Here is a 19,914-nt window from a genome sequence, read left to right on the forward strand (position 1 = left end):
GCCGGCCGCTGGCCGGCAACCCGCAATGCCTGCTCCCGGGATACAGAACGACACGCAATTGCGAGCTATTCTCATCAATGATGTAATGGGCAGTCCGCGTCCGCCTCGAACCGTGCCGTGAGCCGTCCTGCCTCTTCCACCGTGCAGCAGCAACAGAACCGTGGCTTCTGGCTGCGGACGCTGCACCAGTGGCACTGGATCAGCTCGGCGGTGTGCCTGATCGGCATGCTGCTGTTCGCGGTGACCGGCCTGACCCTCAACCATGCCGCGAAGATCGAGGCCAAGCCCGAGGTGCAGAACCAGCATCTGGAACTGCCGGCCGCGCTGCTTGGACAGCTCGGCACGCGCGAAGACGGCAACGCACCGATTCCGCGCCCTGCCCGGCAATGGCTGGACACGCAGCTGGGCATCGCCATCGGCGGGCGACCGGCCGAGTGGTCGCCCGAAGAGATCTACCTGTCGCTGCCGCGCCCCGGTGGCGACGCCTGGCTGAGCATCGATCGCGAGACCGGCGCGGTGGAATACGAATCGACCTCGCGCGGCGCGGTGTCCTACCTCAACGACCTGCACAAGGGCCGCAACGCGGGCCCGGCGTGGGGCTGGTTCCTGGACCTGTTCGCCGTGGCCTGCCTGGTGTTCTGCATCACCGGCCTGTTCCTGCTGCACCTGCATGCGCGGCAGCGGCGCATGACCTGGCCGCTGGTCGGCCTCGGCCTGATGATCCCGCTGCTGATCGCCCTGTTGCTGATCCACTGACTTTTCCCCGTTTCCGGAGCCGCCCCATGCGCGTCACCCTGACCATCGCCCTCAGCGGCCTGCTGGCCACCTCGCCGGCCTATGCCACCACCCTCGACATCAACGTCGAAGTGCCCAAGCTCAACGTGGCCGAATACCACCGGCCGTATGTGGCCGTGTGGCTGGAAGGCGCGGACCAGAAGGTCGCGGCCAACCTCTCGGTCTGGTACCAGCAGACCAGCAACAGCGAAGGCCACGGCACCAAGTGGTTGCCCGACCTGCGCCAGTGGTGGCGCAAGAGTGGCCGCACCCTGCAGGTGCCGGTGGACGGCGTGACCGGCCCGACCCGCCCGGCCGGCAAGCACGCGCTGTCGTTCAACGACAGGCAGCCGGCACTGAAGCAGCTGGCCCCGGGCAACTACACCCTGGTGGTGGAAGCGGTGCGCGAAGTCGGCGGCCGCGAGCTGCTGAAGATCCCCTTCACCTGGCCAGCTACCGCCGCGCAGAACGGCAAGGCGCAGGGCGCCACCGAACTGGGCCAGGTCACCCTCGCCGTCAAACCATAACTGCCTGAGCCGGGGTCGGATCCCTTCCGCAGGAAGGGCTCTGACCCCATCGCCGTATCCCCCGGGGTCAGAGCCCTTTCCGATGGAAAGGGATCCGACCCCTTCCAACTGGAGTCTTCCGCATGAAGCGCACGCTCGTCCTCGCCGCCGCCCTGGCCGCTGCCCTTCCCTTCTCCGCCCTGGCCCACAAGGCCTGGCTGCTGCCCTCGCAGACCGTGATCGCCGGCAACGCGCCGTGGATCACCGTCGACGGTGCGGTCTCCAACGACCTGTTCTACTTCAACCACGTGCCGCTGCGCCTGGAATCGCTGGTGATCACCGCGCCGGACGGCAGCACCGTGCAGCCGCAGAACGCATCCACCGGCAAGTACCGCAGCGTGTTCGACATCGAACTGAAGCAGCCGGGCACCTACCGCATCGCGTCGGTCAATGACGGCCTGTTCGCCACCTACGAGCAGAACGGCGAGCGCAAGCGCTGGCGCGGCAGCGTCGCCACCTTCGGCGAACTGCCGAAGGACGCGAAGAAGCTGGAAGTGAGCCAGTCAGTCGGCCGCGTGGAGACCTTCGTCACCAACGGCGCGCCGAACGATACTGCGCTGAAGCCGACCAACCGTGGCATCGAGCTGGTCGCCGTCGGCCACCCGAACGATCTGTTCGCCGGCGAGGAAGCCACCTTCCGCGTGCTCGTCGATGGCAAGCCGGCGGCTGGCCTGGAATTCGAGATCGTGCGTGGTGCCACCCGCTACCGCAACGCACAGGACGAGCTGAAGGTCACCAGCGATGCCAAGGGCGAGATCAAGGTGACCTGGCCGGAAGCCGGCATGTACTGGCTGGAAACCGGCACCGAGGACAACAAGACGTCGGTGAAGCAGGCCGCCAAGCGCCGCCTGAGCTACGTCGCCACGCTGGAAGTGCTGCCGCAGTAATGACGCGGACCGCGATGCCGGGCAGCCCGGCATCGCACCCGCAACGCATCACCATGACCGATTCCCTGCTCGACATCGCCCGCCTCGGCGGCACCACCATGGGCACCACCTGGAGCGTGTCGCTGGTCGCGCCGCGCCAGCGCGACCTGCACCCGCTGCACGCCGGCATCCAGGCGCGGCTGGACGAAGTGGTCGCGCAGATGAGTACCTGGGAGCCCGGTTCGGACCTGAGCCGCTACAACCGCGCCGACGCGGGCCAATGGTGCGTGCTGCCGGCCGAGACCCGCCACGTTCTGGCCTGCGCACAGGCCATCGCTTCCGCCAGTGGCGGTGCCTTCGATCCCACCCTCGGTCCGCTGGTTGCCCTGTGGGGCTTCGGTGCACATGCCGGTGAACGCCGCCAGCCCGACGACGCTACCCTGCAGGCCACGCGCGATCGCTGCGGTTGGCAGCGCCTGCAGTGGCAGGACGATGCGCTGCTGCAACCGGGTGGGCTGGAACTGGATCTCTCCGCGATCGCCAAGGGCTTTGGCGTCGACCATGTCGCTGCGTGGCTGCGCACACAGGGCATCACTGCCGCGCTGGTCGAAGTCGGCGGCGAACTGGCCGGCTACGGCCGCAAACCGGACGGCCAGCCGTGGCGCGTGCTGGTGGAGTCCGCGCCGGAAGAAGATGCGCACACCAATACCCCGCCGCGGGTGCTGGCGCTGGAGGGCAAGGCGGTGGCCACCTCCGGCGATCGCTGGCACCAGTACCAGGTCGATGGCGAGGCCTACAGTCACAGCCTGGACCCGCGTTCGGGCAGACCGGTGCGGCAGGTTGCGGCGGCAGTGACGGTGGTTGCCGATGATGCGATGCATGCTGATGCCTGGGCCACTGCGTTGACCGTGCTGGGCCGCGAACAGGGCATGGCGCTGGCCGAGCGCGAAGGCCTGGCTGCACGCTACCTGCAGCGTGCAGCAGACGGCCCGCAGGAATTCCTCAGCAGCGCCTTCCAGCGCCTGCTCGACGAGCAGAGCCCATGAGTACCCGGCCGTCGCGCGCGTGGCTCGGCAACGCGCTGGTCCTGCTTCTGCTGGCGCTGATCGGCTGGGCGCTGCTGCGCCTGCACCTCGGTGAAGCGTGGTGGCAGGGTGCGCCACCGGCGCGGCAGTCTCAGATCGCGGTACTCGCCACGGCGCTGTATGCGCTGGCCTGCGTTGCGCTGTGGTGGCGTGGGCGCCCGCGCGACGGTGCCGCAAGCGGAGACTCCGCGCCCATCCTGCTGGCCTGGTCCAGCCAGACCGGCTTTGCCCGCGAACTGGCCGAACGCAGTGCCGAGGCCCTGCGCGGAGCCGGCGTGCCAGCGCGCGTGCGCGGACTGCATGAGGTCGACGCCGTGTTGCTGGCCGGCAGCCAGCGCGCGCTGTTCATCGCCAGCACCACCGGCGAAGGTGATCCGCCCGACCACGCCCTGCCGTTCCTGCGCGGGGTAATGGCCACGCCGCCCTCGCTGCAGCATCTGCACTACGGCGTGCTCGCACTGGGCGACCGCAGCTATGGCCACTTCTGCGGATTCGGTCACCAGCTCGACCAATGGCTGCGCCAGCACGGCGCGCATCCACTGTTCGATGCAATCGAAGTCGACAACGCCGATCCGGCGGCGCTGCGTCATTGGCAGCAGTTGCTGGGACAACTCGGCGGTAACGCCAGCGAACTGCCCGACTGGAGTCCGGCCGAGTACCAGCCGTGGACGCTGCTGCAACGCGAGCATCTGAACCCGGGCAGCCCCGGCGGCCCCGTGCATTGGTTGCGCCTGCAACCCCCAGCCGATGCAGATGCGCAATGGCAAGCCGGTGACATCGCCGAGATCGGCCCACAGCACGCATCGCACACCGTGCGTGCCTGGCTGGACACACAACGCTTTGACGCGGACATCGTGCTGGATGACGGACAGACGTTGCTGGCACGCGTCGCGCGCTCGCACCTGCCCTCATTGGTTCCCCCGGGTGATCTGCCTGCGTTGCTGGCGACCCTGCAGCCGCTGCCGCACCGCGAGTACTCGATCGCCTCGGTGATGGCCGACGGTGCGGTGGAGCTGCTGCTGCGCCGCCAACTGCGCGCCGATGGAACACCGGGCATCGGCAGTGGCTGGCTGTGCGACCACGCGGCCATCGACGAACCGGTGCAGCTGCGTCTGCGCCGCAACGACAATTTCCATGGTGTGCCCGCCGATGTGCCGCTGCTGCTGATCGGCAACGGCACCGGCATCGCCGGCCTGCGCGCGCATCTGCACGAACGTGCCCTGCAGGGCGCGCGCCGCACCTGGCTGCTGTTTGGCGAGCGCACCGCCGCGCACGACTTCCACTTCGGTGAAGAACTGCAGGCGATGCTGGCCGACGGCACGCTGGCGCGGCTGGATGCGGTGTTCAGCCGAGATGGCGGCGCGCATCGCTATGTGCAGGACCGGCTGCTGGCCGAAGCGGCAACGCTGCGGCAGTGGGTGGATGAAGGCACGACGATCCTGGTCTGCGGCAGCCTGCAGGGCATGGCCCCGGCGGTGGATGCGGTGATCGAGCAGGTGTTGGGTACTGCGGGCAAGGAAGCGCTGTTGCTGGCCGGTCGTTACCGGCGCGATGTGTATTGAGGTTGCCCCATCCACGCATGGCGTGGATCTACTGAACGCACCGACGCCCGCGAACCGCCCTCTTGTGGGTGCGAACCGCGTTCTGGTGGGTGCGAACCGCTTCTGGTGGGTGCGAACCTTGGTTCGCACCATGACGCGGCATCGGCGGCCGCAGCCACGCCATGCGTGGATGGCGCCCACCGGCGCCCAGGAATCATCCCGCTGCTGCACTGACCCGTATCGCCAGCAACTCGCCACCGCCCTGCAATGCGTGCCGCTGACGTTCGCCGGCCGCCAACCATGCGGTATCGCCCGCCTGCAACGCCGGCAGCCCGCTGTCGGCACCAAACTCCGCCTGACCGGCCAGCAGATGCAGCGCCCAGGCCACGCCCGGTTCGCAGAAGAAGAACATCGCGCCCACCAGCGGCCGGTGCAGCAGTTCGGCCTGCAGCAGCTCGCGCTTCCACATCAGGTTGAAGTCGTGGGTGGTGCCATCGACCAGTTCCCCGTGCAGTGTCTCCTCACCAGCAAACCGCACTCGTCCGTGTGGCGGCAGCACTTCCGCCACGCGTCCATCGTCGAAGCGCAGGCGCACGCCATTGCCCTGCAGCAACACCAGTTCGCGCTCCACGCCGGGGAAGGCAGAGAACGCGGCATCCTGTTCGATTTCGGCCACCGACAGGCGCAGCGCCCAGTCATCGCCCTGCGCGGGCAGGCGCAGGATCTCGCGGGTCCAGCCCAGGCCGTTGCGCCAACGTTCGCGGCGGTAGTCCAGGCTGGAGATCACCTGGCTCGGAGTGTGCAGCAGGGAGTCGATGTTCATCGGCGCATTGCATCATGCCGCACGCCGTCGTGCATCACCGCGTGGCGAGCGTGCCCTGGCCACCGCACCCGCCGGCCAGCAGCTGCGAGTGCTTCAGCCAATCCTGGTCGGGGTAGTAAGCAAACACCATCGTGCCGCCACGCAACGCATCGATCAGCGGCCTGGCCACCGACAGGCGCACCGCCGGGCAACCCAGGCTGCGGCCCAGCCGCCCCTGCAGCTGCGCGGCAGCCGGGTTCACGTATGGCGCACCATGGATGACGATGGCTCGGTCACGCGCGCGGTCGTTGAAGCCCGGTTCCAGCCCGGCCAGGCGCAGCGAATATCCATTGCCACCCATGTAGGTCTCCTGCGCGGTGAACGCGCCGAGACTGGACATGAAACTGCCATCGCGGTTGGAGAAGTGCTCGGTGCGGTTCTCGCCACTGTTGCGGCCATGCGCCACCCACTCCTCGAACAGCAGGCGCTGGTGGGCCAGGTCGAACACCCACAGGCGCGGCTCGGTGGACGGGCGCGAATAGTCGATCACGCTGAGGCGATCACCATTGATGCCCAGTTCCGGCCGCTGCAGCGCACAGCGCATGGCGTGCGCCGCCAGCTGCAACACGTGGCGGTCGGCCTTGGGCGCACTGCGCGACAGCAGGGCAGCCAGATCATCGGCGCTGGTGGCAAGGGCGGGCGTCTGTGCCAGCGCCGGGGCGCTGGCCGAGGTCGCCAGCAGGCCGAACGCGGCCAGCCGGCACAGGCGGGATGCAGTCATGGGCACAACGAGGGCACTCAGTTGCCCTTGAGGGTGGACCCTGGCGGCTCGGATTCCAAGACCGGCTGCATTCCGGATTCAGCCGGGCTTGGGCGGACCGCCGGCAGCGAAGTCACCAGCAGGGTCGTGCCCGGCACCAGCACCTGGTACAGCTGGCGGGCGAAATCGGGCGGCAGCGCCATCGGCAGCGAGGGCGTGGCCAGCAGGTCCGGCGTGGCCTGGGCACGGTCCTGGCCCAGCAACGGGTAGGCCGTCCACTGGTGCAGGCGCTGGTTCACGTCCAGCGGGCTGGGGGTGTCGCTGTAACCCTGCCCCATCACGAACAGCGTGGTGCCCTGGAACGCCGGCAGGGCGTCAGCCTTCAGCGGCGACTCGCCGATCATCACGCCATCGCGCAGCACGTACAGGCGCTGGTCGTGCAGGCTGACCAGGATGCCGACCTGCCCGGCCGGCGCCGCGCTGTCGTCCCACCAGGCCTGTGCCGGGGCTCCGCCCTCGGCCTCCGGCAGCGGCTGGCCGCGCGCGTTCACCGGCGCCAGCACCGACGGATAGGCCAGGGTCATCGGTGAGCTCTTGGCATCGGCCACGACCACGGTATCGCCACGCTGGGTTTCGCTGAACAGCTTCTGCGCGAAGGCCTGCGGCAGGCGCACGCAGCCGTGCGAGGCGGGATGCCCGGGCAGGCTGCCGCCATGCAGGGCGATGCCGTCCCAGGTCAGCCGCTGCATGTACGGCATCGGCGCGCTGTTGTAGAGGTTGGACCTGTGGTCCTTGTCCTTCTGCAGGATGGTAAACACGCCGGTTGGCGTCTCGTGCCCGGCCTTGCCCGAGCTGATCGTGGTCAGGCCGATGGCAATTCCGTTGCGGTAGACGTAGGCGCGCTGCTCATCGAGGCTGACCACCAGCACGATCGGGCCGGTCGGCGAGATTTCCGGATGCCAGAGGTATTCGCCCGGCTTGAGGTCGGTCGGCCCGCGCACTTCAGCGCTGCTGGCTGCGGCAGCCGTGGGCTTGGCAGCCGCTGTCGGCGCAGCGGCATGGGCCAGCAGCGGCAGGGCCAGTGCAAGGGCGAGCATCAGGGTGGTGGGGCGGTGCGGGAGCATCCAGCGGGGGTCCTTTCCATGCGGTGCGGCCACCGTACACCATCGGCCCGTGGTGGCCGCGGCAAAACCAGACGCCGGAAATGAAACTGCCCGGCGACACAGCCATGTGTCGTACCGGGCAATCGTTACGTCCTTGTCGGCCTGCTGCCGCCCCCTCGCATCCTGCGCTGTGGGGGTAGCGTTGCATCCTGCACGCGGCCGCGTCTGTCCTGTTTGTATCTCAGCCCCTTCCACAGGTCTGTGATGCCACCATCCTGGTGATTGGTGCCGCGTCCTGCGGCGGTCGGTGGTCACGGCCATCCTGTCCGTGACCGCTGAACCAGCTTCCTGCCGGTTCCGACGATTCCTGCTGTCAGCGCCTCGGTACGGTTCGCACCGGTACCGATCCGGGTACCGGATCCGCCGGCAACAACCTGTTGCCTACGGTGATCCGCTGTCGATTCCGTTCGACGATTGCTTTCCCTATCCCCTTCACCTGCGTCAGGTCCTCGACGCGATGAAACGGGCCGTGTCTGCGCCGGTGCTCGACGATCGCCTCGGCCTTGGCGGCTCCGACCATCGTCAATCCCTGCTGCAGCGCCTGGGCATCGGCGCGGTTGATGTCGATCGGTTCGGCGGCATGCGCCCCAGCGATCCCCATGACCAGCACCAGTGCCCTCAACACGACAAACCAAGGCACAACGTGTATCTCCTTGTGATTCTGGCCGCCCCGACCGGCAATCCCGTCGGCAGGAACAGTGTCCGTCACCACATGCACACAGCCTATCGGTTTCCCGGATTTCCGTAAGCCAGCCAAATACCCGACGTGATGTAGGAAAAACCCTACTCACGGCACAGGCGTAGAATGGCCGCATCAGCCCATGCAACCGGAGTTTCAGATGGACAGCGCCAAGCTCGGCCAATTCGTCAATGACAAGTGGGACAGCGAGATTGTCCCGCAGTTGGTCGACTACATCCGCATTCCCAACAAGTCGCCGATGTTCGACGCCAATTGGGTGCAGAACGGCTACATGGAACAGGCGGTCACGCTGATGGAGAACTGGGCTAGGGCCCAGCAGCTGCCCGGCCTGAAGGTTGAAGTGGTGCGCCTGGAAGGCCGTACCCCGCTGATCTTCCTGGAAATTCCGGCCACCGGCGCCGAGACCGGCGACGACACCATCCTGCTCTACGGCCACCTGGACAAGCAGCCGGAAATGACCGGCTGGGACGACGACCTCGGCCCGTGGACCCCTGTCCTGCGCGGCGACAAGCTGTATGGCCGCGGCGGCGCCGATGACGGCTACGCCATCTTCGGCTCGCTGGCCGCCGTGCTGGCGTTGCAGGCCCAAGGCCTGCCGCACGCGCGCTGCGTGGTGCTGATCGAAGCCTGTGAAGAGTCGGGCAGCTACGACCTGCCAGCCTACGTCGACCACCTCGCCGACCGCATCGGCAAGCCGTCGCTGGTGGTCTGCCTGGATTCGGGCTGCGCCAACTACGACCAGTTGTGGTGCACCACCTCGCTGCGCGGCCTGACCGGCGGCAATTTCACCGTGAAGGTGCTCAACGAAGGCGTGCATTCCGGCGATGCCTCCGGCGTGATCCCGTCCAGCTTCCGCCTGCTGCGCCAGATCCTCTCGCGCATCGAGGACCAGGAGACCGGCCGCATCCTGATCGACGGCATGAACGTCGAGATCCCGGCCGAGCGCCTGGAACAGGCCAAGCGCGCCGCCGAAGTGGTGGATACCGAGATCTTCGAGAAGTTCCCGATGGTCGACGGCCTGCGCCCGATGAACGAGGACCTCACCGAGCTGGTGCTCAACCGCACCTGGCGCCCGGCGCTGTCGGTCACCGGCGTCGGCGGCATGCCGCCGCTGGAATCGGCCGGCAACGTGCTGCGCCCGCAGACCTCGGTGAAGCTGTCGCTGCGCCTGCCGCCGACGGCCGATGGCAAGACCTGCGGCGAGCTGCTGAAGGAAGCGCTGCTGCGCGACCCGCCGAATGGCGCGCAGGTCAGCCTGGACCTGGAAAAGGCCTCCACCGGCTGGAACGCCCCGGCGATGGCGCCGTGGCTGACCCAGGCCATCGACGACGCCAGTCAAACCTTCTTCGGCAAGCCGGCGATGTACATGGGCGAAGGCGGCTCGATCCCGTTCATGGGCATGCTGGGCGAGAAGTTCCCCGGTGCCCAGTTCATGATCACCGGCGTGCTCGGCCCGCACTCCAATGCGCACGGCCCGAACGAGTTCCTGCACATCCCCATGGGCAAGAAGGTCACCGCCTGCGTGTCCAAGGTGATCAGCGAGCACTACGCAGCCAGCCTGCGCGGCGAGACCAGCGGTTCGCCGGTGGCTGCCGACAGCGGCACCCGCCACGGCGACCACGGCTGCTGCTGATCCGGCACCCGTGACGGACGCAGCCTGGCCTTGCTAGGCTGCGTCCACCCTTGGTGGAAATCGCGCGCATGAATGGTCTGTTCGGCAGCAGCAGCTGGCTCTACATCATCCTGGTCGGCTTCTTCGTCGGCCTGCTCGGGCGTTTCTTCATGCCCGGCAACAACCGCATGGGCTGCCTGCTGACCATCGTGCTGGGCATCCTTGGCGCCCTGGTGGCCGGCTGGTTCGGCCAGTACATGGGCTGGTACGCCCCCGGTGAGCCGGCCGGTTTCCTCGGTGCGGTAGTGGGTGCGGTGGCCGTGCTGGCCGTGCTGCGCCTGTTCAGCGGCCGTCGCTGACCCCGTCCCTCCTTCCCTTCCTGTTCCCGACGTTGGCGCGCCCGGCGCGCCCGGATATGCCTGCATGACCGAACCCGCCTCCGATCCCCAGCGCAGCGCGCAGCGCCTGCAGTGGGCCCGTACCCAGCTCGATGATGCCAGCGCGGTGGTCGAACGCGCCTCGGTCGATGCCGGCATGCGCAGCTACTGGCGCACCACCAGCACGCGCGGCAGCCACATCGTGATGGATGCCCCGCCGGGGCTGGAAGATCCGAGGCCGTGGCTGCGCATGCGCGGCCTGCTGCACGACAACGGCCTGCGCGTGCCCATGCTGCTGGCGCAGGATCTGGATGCCGGCTTCCTGCTGCTGGAAGATCTCGGCGGCCCGACCCTGGCCAGGATCCTCGACGAGCGCAACGCCGATGAATGGTTCGGCCGTTCGATCGAACAGCTGCTGCGCCTGCAGGCGATCCCGGTGCCGGCCGACTTCGGCCAGTTTGGCGAGGCGCTGCTGCAGCGCGATGCCGGCCTGTTCGACGAATGGTTCCTGCAGCGCCACCTGAACCTGGAGCTGGACTGTGGCGAGATCGAAGGGCTGCAGCTGGTACACCGCCGCTTGATGGACAACGCGCTGGGCCAGGCCCAGCTGATGACCCACCGCGATTACATGCCGCGCAATCTGATGCCGGTCGAAAATGGTCCCGCAGTGCTGGATTTCCAGGACCTGGTGCGCGGCCCGATCGCCTACGACGCGATGAGCCTGTTCAAGGACGCGTTCCTTAGCTGGCCGCTGGAGCGTGTGGACGAGTGGCTGGCGCAGTACCACGAGCGTGCCCGCGACGCCGGCCTGCCGGTGCCCGACCGCGCCACCTTCCTGCGCGATGCCGACTGGATGGGCATCCAGCGCCACGTGAAGATCCTGGGCCTGTTCTGCCGGCTGCGTTACCGCGACAACAAGGGCCATTACCTCGACGACGCACCGCGCTTCATCACCTATCTGGATGAAGTGCTGCCGCGCTATCGGGAACTGGCACCGCTGCAGCAGCTGCTGGACGAGCGCATCAAGCCGGCGCTGGCCGGGCTGGGTGCACCGATGCGCGTGGCCCGATGAAGGCGCTGGTCTTTGCCGCCGGCCTCGGCGAGCGCATGCGCCCGCTGACCCTGCACACGCCCAAGCCGCTGCTGGAAGTGGCTGGCAAGCCGTTGATCGTCTGGCACCTGGAACGCCTGGCCGCACTCGGCGTGCGCGAGGTGGTGGTCAACACCGCATGGCTGGCCGAACAGTTCCCGGCGACGCTGGGCGATGGCAGCCAATGGGGCCTGCAACTGCATTTCCTGTACGAAGGAGCGACCCCGCTGGAGACCGGCGGTGGCATCCTCAACGCCCTGCCGGTGCTGGGCGATGCCCCGTTCCTGGTGGTGAACGGCGACATCTGGACCGATTTCGATTTCGCCACGCTGCCGCGCGAGCCGCGGGGCCAGGCGCACCTGGTGCTGGTCGACAATCCGGTTCAGCACCCGCACGGTGACTACCGCCTCGATGCGCAGGGGGTGCTGCACCACGATCGCGAAGGCCCCTGCCTGACCTATGCCGGCATCGGCGTGTACCGTCCTTCGATCGTGGCCGACTGGCGCACGGTGATCGGCGAGGCGCCGGGCAGCGAGCGGCTGCCGCCGAAGTTCTCGGTGGTGCCGCTGCAGAAGCATTTCATGGCGCAGGGGTTGATGACCGGGCAGCACCATCGCGGGCGCTGGACCGATGTCGGCACCGTGGATCGCCTGCGTGCGCTGGATGCTGAGTTGGCGGCGAACGGCTGAGCCCCTCGTGGCTGGTCGCTCAGATCAAAAGCCGTGCTTGGCCGGGCGGGTGGGCCATGCAGGGGACGCTGCAAGTACGTCCCTGTAAGCTCGATGGCGCCATCCATGGCGCCAACGCCCCTGCATGGCCCACCCGACCAGCCTCTGACAGTTTCCGTGGGCGTCCAGCCACGGAAGAAAGAAAGAAAAGCAAAAGCGGGTCGCTTCGCTGCGCTTGCTCTGGTGACGACCAACGGTCGTCACCCACCACAAGCAAGACACGTGTCGACCAAGGTCGACACCCACCAACAGCAGTCAGCAGTAAGCAGTAAGCAGTGCAGTACGCAGTCCCGGCAGATCGCGGCCAACTGTCGAAGGCGGGGTGGGTCCGGTTGCGGGGGCGTGAGCCGCATGGATGCGGCGACCGAGCTTACAGGGACGTACTTGCAGCGTCCCCCGCAACCGGACCCACCCCGCCATCCCACGGAGATGGCCAGCTTTTGACGTTGACGTTGATTCGGCGGGTGCAGGGCGCAGCCCTGCAAACAAACCCACCCTCAGTAGCGGGGCCGGCCTTCTTCCAGCACCTGGCGCAGGAACGGCACGGTGATCCGCCGCTTCGCCGCCAGCGACTCGCGGTCCAGCCAGTCCAGCAGCGTGATCAACCCACCCAGTTCGCGCCCGGTATGCGACAGCAGCCACTCGATGGATGCCTCGTCGATCGCCAGGCCGCGTCGCAGCGCGCGTTCGCGCAGCACCGCTGCCCGCCCCTCCTCATCCAGCGGCTGCAGCAGCACGCGCACGCACTGGCCCAGCCGTGAACGCAGGTCCGGCAGCACCAGGCCAAGCGCTTCCGGCGCCTTCTGCGCCGTGTACAGCACGGTCACGCCTGCAGCGCGCGCGCGGTTGTGGAAATCGAACAGCGCGATCTCGTCGTCGCGGTTGCCGGCAACCTCGTCCAGGCCGTCCAGCGCCACCAGCTCACGCGCCTCCAGCCCATCCAGCGCCGCACGCACGCGGCCGGCTGCACTGGCCAGCGGCACATAGGTCGGCAGGCGCCCTGCCTGCTCGGCGCTGGAACACATCGCCAGCGCCTGGTGGGTCTTGCCCGTGCCCGCCGCACCTTCCAGGTAGACCCAATCGTGGCTGGCACCCACCGCGATCGCGCGCAGCTGCGCCAGCGCGCCATCCGGCGCGCCGATGAAGGTCTCCAGGCGCTGGTCCCGCGGGTAATGCAGGGCCAGCGGCAGTTGCGGCACACCCATCACTTCAGGTCGGGGCCTTTTTCGTTCGGAACGATGATATGGGGCGCATCGACCACGCCGTCAAGCACGATTGCCGGCTTCTCGCCCACGTACAGCTCGCTCTGGCGGTAACGCTGGTGCGCGTAGCGCAGCAGCACGTTGGTCACCGCCGCCACCGGCAGCGCGAGCAGCATGCCGAGGAAGCCGAACAGCTGGCCGCCGGCCATCACCGCGAAGATCACCGCCACCGGGTGCAGGCCGATCTTGTCACCGACGATGCGTGGGGTCAGTACGTAGCTCTCCAGCAGCTGGCCCACGGTGAACACCACGCCGACCAGGATCAGCAGCTTCAGGTCGAAGCCCTGTGCCTGCACCAGCGCGGCGATCACCGCCATCAGCACGCCGGTGGTCGCGCCCAGGTACGGGATGAAACTGATCAGACCGGCAATCAGGCCGATCAGCAGGCCCAGCTTGAGGCCGACCAGCGACAGGCCGCCGGCATAGATCACGCCCAGTGCCAGCATCACCAGGAACTGGCCGCGGATGAACGCGCCCAGCACCTCGTTGGACTCACGCGCCAACGCGCTGATGGTGCCAATGTGGTTGCGCGGAATCACCGACGCCACGCGCTCGACCAGCTTGTCCCAATCACGCAGGAAGTAGAACGCCAGGATCGGCAGCAACAGGATGTTGACCACCCAGGTCACCATCGCGAAGCCGGAGCGCGAGACGTAGCCCATGAACGTGGTGGCGAAGCCGCCGGCCTGCTGCCAGTGGCTGCGCACCCATTCGATCAGGCGGTCCGGGTCCAGCCACTGCATCACTTCCAGGCCGGTCTTCTGCTCGAACCAGGGAATCCCCTTCTCCATCAGCCACGCCTGTGCCTGCGGGGCAACCGCGATCAGGGTGGTGATCTGGCGCTCGATCATCGGTACCAGCACCAGCAGCAGCGCCACGATCACCAGCACCATCGCCGCAAACACCAGCACTACGCCGGTCATGCGCGAGCGGCCGGTGGCCTCGATGCGGTCCACCAGCGGGTCACCCAGCCAGGCCAGCGCCAGCGCCAGCACGAACGGGGTCAGGATCGGCGCCAGCAGCCACACCACCCAGCCGATCAGGCCGGCGAACAGGATGTATTTCAGGCGGCGCAGGAACTGCGCGATTTCCGCTTCCGGGGTCAGAGTCATCGCAGGCGGTACTCGTTGCTGACCGGGGCGGCCACCGGAGTACCGGTGGTGTCGTCGATCGGAGCGGGCAGGGCCGGCAGCGGAGCGCTCGGCACCAGCACGCCGTTGTCGCCCAGCATGCGGTTGAAGCCGGCCAGGCCGGTGGTCATCTCCAGGTTCAGCTCCAGCTGGCCAGCCGAGGCATGCAGGGGGGTGACATTGCGCACCACCGGCACCTCGCGCAGGCCAGCGGCCAGACGCAGGTAGTCGTCGGCGCTGTTGATGCCGGTGACCACCACACGGTAGGTCCCGGCCTGACCGACGGCGGCGCCGGCCTTGGCATAGCGTTTGACCAGCGCATCGGCGGCGCCGTCGGCACCGGCCGCCATCGCGCGCATGGCGTTGGCGTCCTTGCTGGTCCACTTGTTCAGTTCACGGCCGTTGTCGACGAACACCCAGTCCGCCTGCCAGCCGCCATTGGCGCGGTACAACTTGCCGATCAGCTGCATCGGCGGCGAGTAGCGCGAGGAGGCACGGGCCACGGCGGCACTGTCCTGGCGCCAGATCGCACCCGCCAGCGCCTGTTCGGCGGCGCCACCACTGGGCAGGCCCAGTTTGTAGCCGCGCTCGATGGCGCGGTTCAGCAACGGCCGGGCGGCGTTGGCCTGCTGCACGCTGACCAGGCGCGGGCCACTGCCATCGTCGACGGCCAGCCACAGCACCGGCTTCGGTCGCGGCTGCGGCCACAGCGGCAGGCCCAGCGCCGACACCAGCGAGTCGACATCATCCTCGCGGAAGCGGGCCACCAGCAGGGTACGGAAGCTTGGGGCGCCACTGGCGCCCACGCTCTGGTCCTGCTTGTAGTCGTAGCTGGCCACGTAGTCCTTGGCGTTGCGCAGCGCCTGCACCACGCCGGGGCGGGACATCACGCTGCGGTCGCCGGACAGCTTGCCCAGTACCACGCTCAGGGCGCGGGCCAGGGCGCCGTTGCGATCGGCCTCGGCTTGGCTGTTGACGGGCACTTCGGCCTCGTACGCGCCACTGGCGGTGGCGACATCACCCTCGGTGCGAAGGCCGCTCTGGGCCATCGTGGCCACCGGCAGGCTCAGCGCAAGGAGCAGGGTCAGAATCAGGCTGCGGCGCATCAGGACATCCATTGGCTCGACGTATCCGGGGGAATTGTTGCCCGAATACGGCCTTTGCGCCAATGCGGCCTGTTAAAATCGCCCGTTCAACCCCTGCCAGCGCCGACGCCCGTGACCAACACCCCGTCTTCCGCCCCCTCCCCCCTCACCTACCGTGACGCGGGGGTCGACATCGACGCCGGCAATGCGCTGGTCGAGCGGATCAAGCCCCTGGTCAAGCGCAGCTTCCGCCCGGAAGTGATGGGCGGCCTGGGTGGCTTCGGTGCCCTGTTCGACCTGTCCAACAAGTACCGCGAGCCGGTGCTGGTGTCGGGTACCGACGGCGTGGGCACCAAGCTGAAGCTGGCCCACCAGCTGAACCGCCACGATACGATCGGCATCGACCTGGTCGCCATGTGCGTGAACGACGTGCTGGTGCAGGGCGCCGAACCGCTGTTCTTCCTGGACTACTTCGCCACCGGCAAGCTGGACATCGACACCGCCGCAGCGGTCGTGGGCGGCATCGCCAACGGCTGCACCGAGGCCGGCTGTGCGCTGATCGGCGGCGAAACCGCTGAAATGCCCGACATGTACGCCCCCGGCGAATACGACCTGGCCGGCTTCACGGTCGCCGCGGTGGAGAAGAGCGAGCTGAAGGACGGCGCCAGCGTGGCCGCCGGCGACGTGCTGATCGGCATCGCCTCCTCCGGCCCGCACTCCAACGGCTACTCGCTGGTGCGCCGCATCTACGACCGCGCCGGTCGCCCGGCCGATCTGGAGCTGGAAGGCGGCGTGAAGCTGGTCGATGCGCTGATGGCACCGACCCGCCTCTATGTGAAGCCGATCCTGTCGCTGCTGAAGTCGCACGGCGAGGCCATCCATGGCATGGCCCACATCACCGGCGGCGGCCTGACCGAGAACATCATCCGCGTAGTGCCCGACGGCCTCGGCCTGGACATCCAGGCGTCGTCATGGACCCTGCCGCCGGTGTTCCGGTGGCTGCAGAAGGAAGGCGCGGTGGCCGACAGCGAGATGTGGCGCACCTTCAACTGCGGCATCGGCTTCGTGCTGATCGTCGCAGCGGACCAGGTGGCTGCCGTTTCCGATGCAGTCAAGGCGCAGGGCCTGGAGCACTGGACCATCGGCCAGGTGGTCACCGCCGAAGGCGCCGAACGCGTCCACATCGGCTGACGCCGGCAACCCAGGAGCCCCGCATGGACGCAACGCCCCCTTTGTCGCCCGCCCCCGTGCCGCCGCCGCTGGCGACGGTACCGCCGTTCAGCGCGCAGGATGCCGACCACCTGCGCATGCTGGCCATCGCACACTACGTGGTCGGTGGCCTGATCGTGCTGTTCTCGCTGATCTTCATCCTGCACATCGTGATCGGCATCGCCGCGTTGACCGGCAGCCTGCCGATGAAGTCCGGCGGCGAGCCCTCCTCGCTGGAGGAACAGCGCCTGATGGGCTGGGTGTTCACCGTTCTCGGCTGCGTCGTCGTGTTCGGTGGCATCACGCTGGGCGCGTTCGTGGCCTATGCCGGCCGCTGCCTGTCCCGCCGCCGTCGCCATCTGCTGTGCCTGATCGCGGCTGGCCTGGCCTGCCTGTTCACGCCGGTCGGCACGGTGCTGGGGGTGTTCAGCCTGATCACCCTGCTGCGCCCGCAGGTCAAGGCCGCCTTCGACCTTCCCGCCGCGACCGCATGACCGCCTCCGGCAATCCACCGCCGCTGCCGCATCAGACCCTGGCGCAGCTGCAGCTGACCAGCCATCTGCAGACACTGAGAGTGCTGTTCTACGCCCTGGCCGGTTTCCACTGGGTCGCCGCGGTGGCGTTCCTCGGCCTCAGCGGCTGGGTGGCCCAGTCGCGCGGGTTGGAGCATGCCTGGATGCTGGCCACGGTCTATGCGTACATCGCCGTGCTGGCCGCCGTGCTGGGGTTCGTGCAGCTGCACACCGCGCGCCAGCTGTCACATCGCACCGGGCTGGCCTGGTGCCAGCGCGCGGCGTGGCTGGGCGTGCTGGCTGGACCACTGGGCATGGCGTTGGCCGCTTATGCCTGGGTGTTCCTGTCCAAGCCGGAGATGGCTGCGCTGTTCGACCGCGGTGATCACCTCAGTGCCTGAACCTGCCGGCAGACGCCGCGCCCTATCCTGATCGATTTCCCATGTCCGCGCCTGTCCTCCCGACGTCTGCTTCGCCCACCACCCGCCGCTTCCCGGGCCCGAAGAAGTGGGCTTTCGCCGCCGTACTGGCGGTGTTCGCGATCAGCTGGATCCACCCGCTGTGGCCCATCGAGCAGGCCCTGCACAGCACGCTGACCGTGGTCGGTCTGGCCGCCCTGCTGTGGGTCGACCGCCGCGGCGGCTGGCTGGGCAACGGCGCCTTCATCGCCATCTGCGGCTTCATCGCCCTGCACTGCGTGGCGGCGCGCTGGCTGTATTCCAACGTGCCCTACGACGCCTGGGCGCAGATGCTGACCGGCTGGTCGCCGAATGCGGCCTTCGGCTGGCAGCGCAACCATTTCGACCGCCTCATCCACTTCCTGTTCGGCGTCTGCTTCACCCCCGCACTGCTGCAGCTGGCCCGTCATGCGTGGCCGGCGCTGCGCCTGGGCCAGGCCTTCACCCTGGCGGTGATGACGGTGATGTGTGCCAGCCTGGTCTACGAATGGTTCGAATGGGCCATCGCGCTGGCGCTGTCGCCGGATGCCGCCGAAGCCTACAACGGCCAGCAGGGTGACATGTGGGATGCGCATGCCGACATGCTGATGGCGACCGTCGGCAGCCTGCTGACCTGGCCTCTGATCCGCCGGAGTTCCCTGCAATGACCGCCCCAACCCGCATCGCTGTGCTCGCCTCGGGCCGCGGCAGCAACCTGCAGGCCATCCTCGACGCGATCGGCAGCGGCCGCCTGTCGGCCGAGGTGGTCGGCGTGTTCTCCGACCGCCCCGCCGCAGAGGCCCTGCTGCGTGTCGATGCCGGCCTGCGCTGGGCGCATGCACCGAAGGAATTCAGCGACCGCGCCAGCTACGAGCAGGCGCTCGGCGATGCGCTTGCCGCGGTACAGCCGGACTGGATCGTCTGTGCCGGCTACATGCGCATCCTTGGTCCGGCCTTCGTGCAGCGTTTCGATGGCCGCCTGGTCAACATCCACCCGTCGCTGCTGCCGCTGCACAAGGGCCTGGACACCCACGCGCGGGCGCTGCAGGCCGGTGACGCCGAGCATGGCGCCAGCGTGCACCTGGTGGTCCCCGAACTGGATGCCGGCGCGGTCCTGGCGCAGGCCCGCGTGCCGGTGCGGCCCGGCGACGACGCGCAGGCGCTGGCCGCACGCGTGCTTGCGGTGGAGCATCCGCTGCTGATCGCCACACTGCAGCTGCTGTGCGAAGGCCGCCTGGCTGAACGGGAGGGTCAGCCCTGGCTGGACGGTCACCCCCTGTTTAGCCCCTTGGCCCTAGATTCCGCCGGAAACCTGAACCGGTAACGCTCTTGCACACGCCCCGCTGACTGCGGGGCTGGCATCCTGCCCCCTCCCGCGGTTCCTGTCCTCCATGAAGACCACGACGCTGCTGTCCACTTCACTGCTGTTGTCGCTTGCCGCGCTTCCCGCTGTGGGCTGGGGCCAGGCGCAGCCGCCTGCGGCTTCCCCGCCGCCCACACCCGCTGCGCTGCCACCGAACGAGCCCAGTGTGCCGCTGTTGCCGGCACTGGCCTGGGAGCCGCCGCCGCTGCAGCCGTTCACAGCCACCTACCAGGCCTTCTACAAGGGCAAGGAAGCGGGTGATGCCAGCATGCAGGTCACCCACACCGGCGGCAGCCAGTGGCGCGTGGACATGCAGGTGGTCGGCCGCCGCGGCTTTGCCAGCGTGCTCGGCCTGAACATCGAGCAGAGCACGGTGTTCGAGGAGCGCAGTGGCGTCTACGCACCGCTCAGCCAGAGCACGGTGCGCAAGGGCCTGTTCCTGGGCAAGAAGGCCGTGGGCACTTACAACTGGCAGGCCGGCACCGCGCAATGGACCGGCGACGTCAAGAAGGAGCGCGCGCAGCCGATCCCGCTGCGGGCCGGCGACCAGAGCGCGCTGCTGATCAATCTGGCGATCATGCGCGATGCGCGTCCGGGCGCCACCATGCATTACCGCTACGTGGACATGGGCAAGGTCCGAGAACACGACTACCAGGCCGCGCCGCAGACCGAGAACGTCGAGGTCGGCGACCTGTCCTACAACGCGCTGCGGGTCTACCGGACCAACGGTGGCAGAAACGAAACCATTCTCTGGATCGCCAACGGTGTCCCCACCCCGGTGCGCATCCTGCAACGCGAAGACGGCGAAGACCGCGTCGACCTGCGCCTGATCGAATACCAAGGAGTCTGAGC

22 protein-coding genes are annotated in these 19,914 nt (G+C 68.2%); 15 read left to right on the forward strand and 7 right to left on the reverse strand.

All coding sequences use genetic code 11. The features are described from left to right. The first annotated feature begins 117 nt into the window (after nt 1–117). From H4O10_RS13185 to H4O10_RS13205, 5 genes are all read left to right on the forward strand, one after another. Nucleotides 118–756 (forward strand): PepSY-associated TM helix domain-containing protein, encoded by a 639-nt coding sequence (locus H4O10_RS13185; RefSeq protein ID WP_005408421.1) that lies wholly within the window; start codon nt 118–120, stop codon nt 754–756. A gap of 26 nt (nt 757–782) precedes the next feature. Next, complete coding sequence (locus tag H4O10_RS13190) at nt 783–1,301, forward strand: DUF2271 domain-containing protein (protein ID WP_005408420.1); 519 nt, start codon at nt 783–785, stop codon at nt 1,299–1,301. Between the two features lie 122 nt (nt 1,302–1,423). Beyond that, a complete protein-coding gene (locus tag H4O10_RS13195; protein WP_005408419.1) occupies nt 1,424–2,227 on the forward strand; it encodes a DUF4198 domain-containing protein in 804 nt (267 codons plus the stop codon). Between the two features lie 53 nt (nt 2,228–2,280). Further along, on the forward strand, nt 2,281–3,252 hold the full coding sequence (locus H4O10_RS13200; protein WP_049430462.1) for an FAD:protein FMN transferase: 972 nt from the start codon (nt 2,281–2,283) through the stop codon (nt 3,250–3,252). Next, nucleotides 3,249–4,853 (forward strand): sulfite reductase subunit alpha, encoded by a 1,605-nt coding sequence (locus H4O10_RS13205; protein WP_049430455.1) that lies wholly within the window; start codon nt 3,249–3,251, stop codon nt 4,851–4,853. The genes H4O10_RS13200 and H4O10_RS13205 overlap by 4 nt, the downstream gene beginning before the upstream one ends. A 193-nt stretch (nt 4,854–5,046) precedes the next feature. On the opposite strand, the gene H4O10_RS13210 is transcribed toward H4O10_RS13205, so the two are convergent. The 4 genes from H4O10_RS13210 to H4O10_RS13225 form a co-directional block, all read right to left on the reverse strand. Continuing rightward, on the reverse strand, nt 5,047–5,655 hold the full coding sequence (locus tag H4O10_RS13210) for a HutD family protein (RefSeq protein WP_005412516.1): 609 nt from the start codon (nt 5,653–5,655) through the stop codon (nt 5,047–5,049). A gap of 34 nt (nt 5,656–5,689) precedes the next feature. Further along, nucleotides 5,690–6,415, reverse strand: coding sequence for a murein L,D-transpeptidase catalytic domain family protein (locus H4O10_RS13215; RefSeq protein WP_005408415.1), 726 nt, complete (start codon nt 6,413–6,415; stop codon nt 5,690–5,692). 17 nt (nt 6,416–6,432) lie between these two features. Further along, on the reverse strand, nt 6,433–7,518 hold the full coding sequence (locus H4O10_RS13220; protein ID WP_033835554.1) for a L,D-transpeptidase: 1,086 nt from the start codon (nt 7,516–7,518) through the stop codon (nt 6,433–6,435). 352 nt (nt 7,519–7,870) lie between these two features. Further along, nucleotides 7,871–8,158: a helix-hairpin-helix domain-containing protein gene (locus tag H4O10_RS13225; RefSeq protein ID WP_043034217.1), complete on the reverse strand. Its 288-nt coding sequence runs from the start codon at nt 8,156–8,158 to the stop codon at nt 7,871–7,873. 238 nt (nt 8,159–8,396) lie between these two features. Between H4O10_RS13225 and H4O10_RS13230 the strand changes: the two genes are divergently transcribed. The 4 genes from H4O10_RS13230 (at nt 8,397) to murU (ending at nt 12,025) form a co-directional block, all read left to right on the forward strand. Beyond that, nucleotides 8,397–9,890: a M20 family metallopeptidase gene (locus H4O10_RS13230; RefSeq protein WP_033835553.1), complete on the forward strand. Its 1,494-nt coding sequence runs from the start codon at nt 8,397–8,399 to the stop codon at nt 9,888–9,890. Between the two features lie 68 nt (nt 9,891–9,958). After that, the gene (locus H4O10_RS13235) at nt 9,959–10,228 is read left to right on the forward strand and encodes a GlsB/YeaQ/YmgE family stress response membrane protein (protein WP_005408411.1); all 270 of its coding nucleotides are present in this window, start codon (nt 9,959–9,961) and stop codon (nt 10,226–10,228) included. A 64-nt stretch (nt 10,229–10,292) separates the two neighbouring features. Next, nucleotides 10,293–11,318: a phosphotransferase gene (locus H4O10_RS13240; RefSeq protein WP_033835552.1), complete on the forward strand. Its 1,026-nt coding sequence runs from the start codon at nt 10,293–10,295 to the stop codon at nt 11,316–11,318. Next, nucleotides 11,315–12,025, forward strand: coding sequence for an N-acetylmuramate alpha-1-phosphate uridylyltransferase MurU (murU, locus tag H4O10_RS13245; protein WP_049452238.1), 711 nt, complete (start codon nt 11,315–11,317; stop codon nt 12,023–12,025). Before H4O10_RS13240 ends, murU begins: the two co-directional genes overlap by 4 nt. Before the next feature lie 536 nt (nt 12,026–12,561). Here the strand turns inward: murU and hda are convergent. From hda to H4O10_RS13260, 3 genes are read right to left on the reverse strand one after another with little or no spacing between them, the layout of a single operon-like run. Then, nucleotides 12,562–13,269: a DnaA regulatory inactivator Hda gene (gene hda, locus H4O10_RS13250; RefSeq protein WP_005408408.1), complete on the reverse strand. Its 708-nt coding sequence runs from the start codon at nt 13,267–13,269 to the stop codon at nt 12,562–12,564. Beyond that, nucleotides 13,269–14,438 carry an AI-2E family transporter gene (locus H4O10_RS13255; protein WP_005408407.1) on the reverse strand — a complete coding sequence of 390 codons (1,170 nt, stop codon included), beginning with the start codon at nt 14,436–14,438 and terminating at the stop codon, nt 13,269–13,271. The genes hda and H4O10_RS13255 overlap by 1 nt, the downstream gene beginning before the upstream one ends. Next, nucleotides 14,435–15,574, reverse strand: coding sequence for a DUF2066 domain-containing protein (locus H4O10_RS13260; RefSeq protein ID WP_049403272.1), 1,140 nt, complete (start codon nt 15,572–15,574; stop codon nt 14,435–14,437). Before H4O10_RS13260 ends, H4O10_RS13255 begins: the two co-directional genes overlap by 4 nt. Before the next feature lie 99 nt (nt 15,575–15,673). On the opposite strand from H4O10_RS13260, the gene purM reads away from it, so the two are divergent. The 6 genes from purM (at nt 15,674) to H4O10_RS13290 (ending at nt 19,912) form a co-directional block, all read left to right on the forward strand. Continuing rightward, on the forward strand, nt 15,674–16,732 hold the full coding sequence (purM, locus tag H4O10_RS13265) for a phosphoribosylformylglycinamidine cyclo-ligase (protein ID WP_049452378.1): 1,059 nt from the start codon (nt 15,674–15,676) through the stop codon (nt 16,730–16,732). A gap of 23 nt (nt 16,733–16,755) precedes the next feature. Further along, complete coding sequence (locus tag H4O10_RS13270) at nt 16,756–17,244, forward strand: hypothetical protein (RefSeq protein ID WP_005408404.1); 489 nt, start codon at nt 16,756–16,758, stop codon at nt 17,242–17,244. Further along, nucleotides 17,241–17,663: a hypothetical protein gene (locus tag H4O10_RS13275; protein WP_049452377.1), complete on the forward strand. Its 423-nt coding sequence runs from the start codon at nt 17,241–17,243 to the stop codon at nt 17,661–17,663. The genes H4O10_RS13270 and H4O10_RS13275 overlap by 4 nt, the downstream gene beginning before the upstream one ends. Nucleotides 17,664–17,704: 41 nt before the next feature. Continuing rightward, nucleotides 17,705–18,367 carry a DUF2238 domain-containing protein gene (locus H4O10_RS13280; protein ID WP_043034201.1) on the forward strand — a complete coding sequence of 221 codons (663 nt, stop codon included), beginning with the start codon at nt 17,705–17,707 and terminating at the stop codon, nt 18,365–18,367. After that, entirely contained in the window at nt 18,364–19,023 is a 660-nt protein-coding gene (purN, locus tag H4O10_RS13285) for a phosphoribosylglycinamide formyltransferase (RefSeq protein ID WP_033835545.1), read from the forward strand. The genes H4O10_RS13280 and purN overlap by 4 nt, the downstream gene beginning before the upstream one ends. Nucleotides 19,024–19,090: 67 nt before the next feature. Then, entirely contained in the window at nt 19,091–19,912 is an 822-nt protein-coding gene (locus H4O10_RS13290) for a DUF3108 domain-containing protein (protein WP_049452376.1), read from the forward strand. Nucleotides 19,913–19,914: the final 2 nt, after the last annotated feature.

Origin of the sequence: Stenotrophomonas sp. I18B00994 (assembly GCF_014145825.1) — a bacterium.
Lineage (GTDB): Bacteria > Pseudomonadota > Gammaproteobacteria > Xanthomonadales > Xanthomonadaceae > Stenotrophomonas > Stenotrophomonas maltophilia.

Coding starts and splice junctions, on each gene's coding strand:
- H4O10_RS13190 (WP_005408420.1), top strand. CDS start 783: ATGCGCGTCACCCTGACCATCGCCCTCAGCGGCCTGCTGGCCACCTCG.
- H4O10_RS13195 (WP_005408419.1), top strand. CDS start 1,424: ATGAAGCGCACGCTCGTCCTCGCCGCCGCCCTGGCCGCTGCCCTTCCC.
- H4O10_RS13200 (WP_049430462.1), top strand. CDS start 2,281: ATGACCGATTCCCTGCTCGACATCGCCCGCCTCGGCGGCACCACCATG.
- H4O10_RS13205 (WP_049430455.1), top strand. CDS start 3,249: ATGAGTACCCGGCCGTCGCGCGCGTGGCTCGGCAACGCGCTGGTCCTG.
- H4O10_RS13210 (WP_005412516.1), bottom strand. CDS start 5,655: ATGAACATCGACTCCCTGCTGCACACTCCGAGCCAGGTGATCTCCAGC.
- H4O10_RS13215 (WP_005408415.1), bottom strand. CDS start 6,415: ATGACTGCATCCCGCCTGTGCCGGCTGGCCGCGTTCGGCCTGCTGGCG.
- H4O10_RS13220 (WP_033835554.1), bottom strand. CDS start 7,518: ATGCTCCCGCACCGCCCCACCACCCTGATGCTCGCCCTTGCACTGGCC.
- H4O10_RS13225 (WP_043034217.1), bottom strand. CDS start 8,158: ATGGGGATCGCTGGGGCGCATGCCGCCGAACCGATCGACATCAACCGC.
- H4O10_RS13230 (WP_033835553.1), top strand. CDS start 8,397: ATGGACAGCGCCAAGCTCGGCCAATTCGTCAATGACAAGTGGGACAGC.
- H4O10_RS13235 (WP_005408411.1), top strand. CDS start 9,959: ATGAATGGTCTGTTCGGCAGCAGCAGCTGGCTCTACATCATCCTGGTC.
- H4O10_RS13240 (WP_033835552.1), top strand. CDS start 10,293: ATGACCGAACCCGCCTCCGATCCCCAGCGCAGCGCGCAGCGCCTGCAG.
- murU (WP_049452238.1), top strand. CDS start 11,315: ATGAAGGCGCTGGTCTTTGCCGCCGGCCTCGGCGAGCGCATGCGCCCG.
- hda (WP_005408408.1), bottom strand. CDS start 13,269: ATGGGTGTGCCGCAACTGCCGCTGGCCCTGCATTACCCGCGGGACCAG.
- H4O10_RS13255 (WP_005408407.1), bottom strand. CDS start 14,438: ATGACTCTGACCCCGGAAGCGGAAATCGCGCAGTTCCTGCGCCGCCTG.
- H4O10_RS13260 (WP_049403272.1), bottom strand. CDS start 15,574: ATGGATGTCCTGATGCGCCGCAGCCTGATTCTGACCCTGCTCCTTGCG.
- H4O10_RS13270 (WP_005408404.1), top strand. CDS start 16,756: ATGGACGCAACGCCCCCTTTGTCGCCCGCCCCCGTGCCGCCGCCGCTG.
- H4O10_RS13275 (WP_049452377.1), top strand. CDS start 17,241: ATGACCGCCTCCGGCAATCCACCGCCGCTGCCGCATCAGACCCTGGCG.
- H4O10_RS13280 (WP_043034201.1), top strand. CDS start 17,705: ATGTCCGCGCCTGTCCTCCCGACGTCTGCTTCGCCCACCACCCGCCGC.
- purN (WP_033835545.1), top strand. CDS start 18,364: ATGACCGCCCCAACCCGCATCGCTGTGCTCGCCTCGGGCCGCGGCAGC.
- H4O10_RS13290 (WP_049452376.1), top strand. CDS start 19,091: ATGAAGACCACGACGCTGCTGTCCACTTCACTGCTGTTGTCGCTTGCC.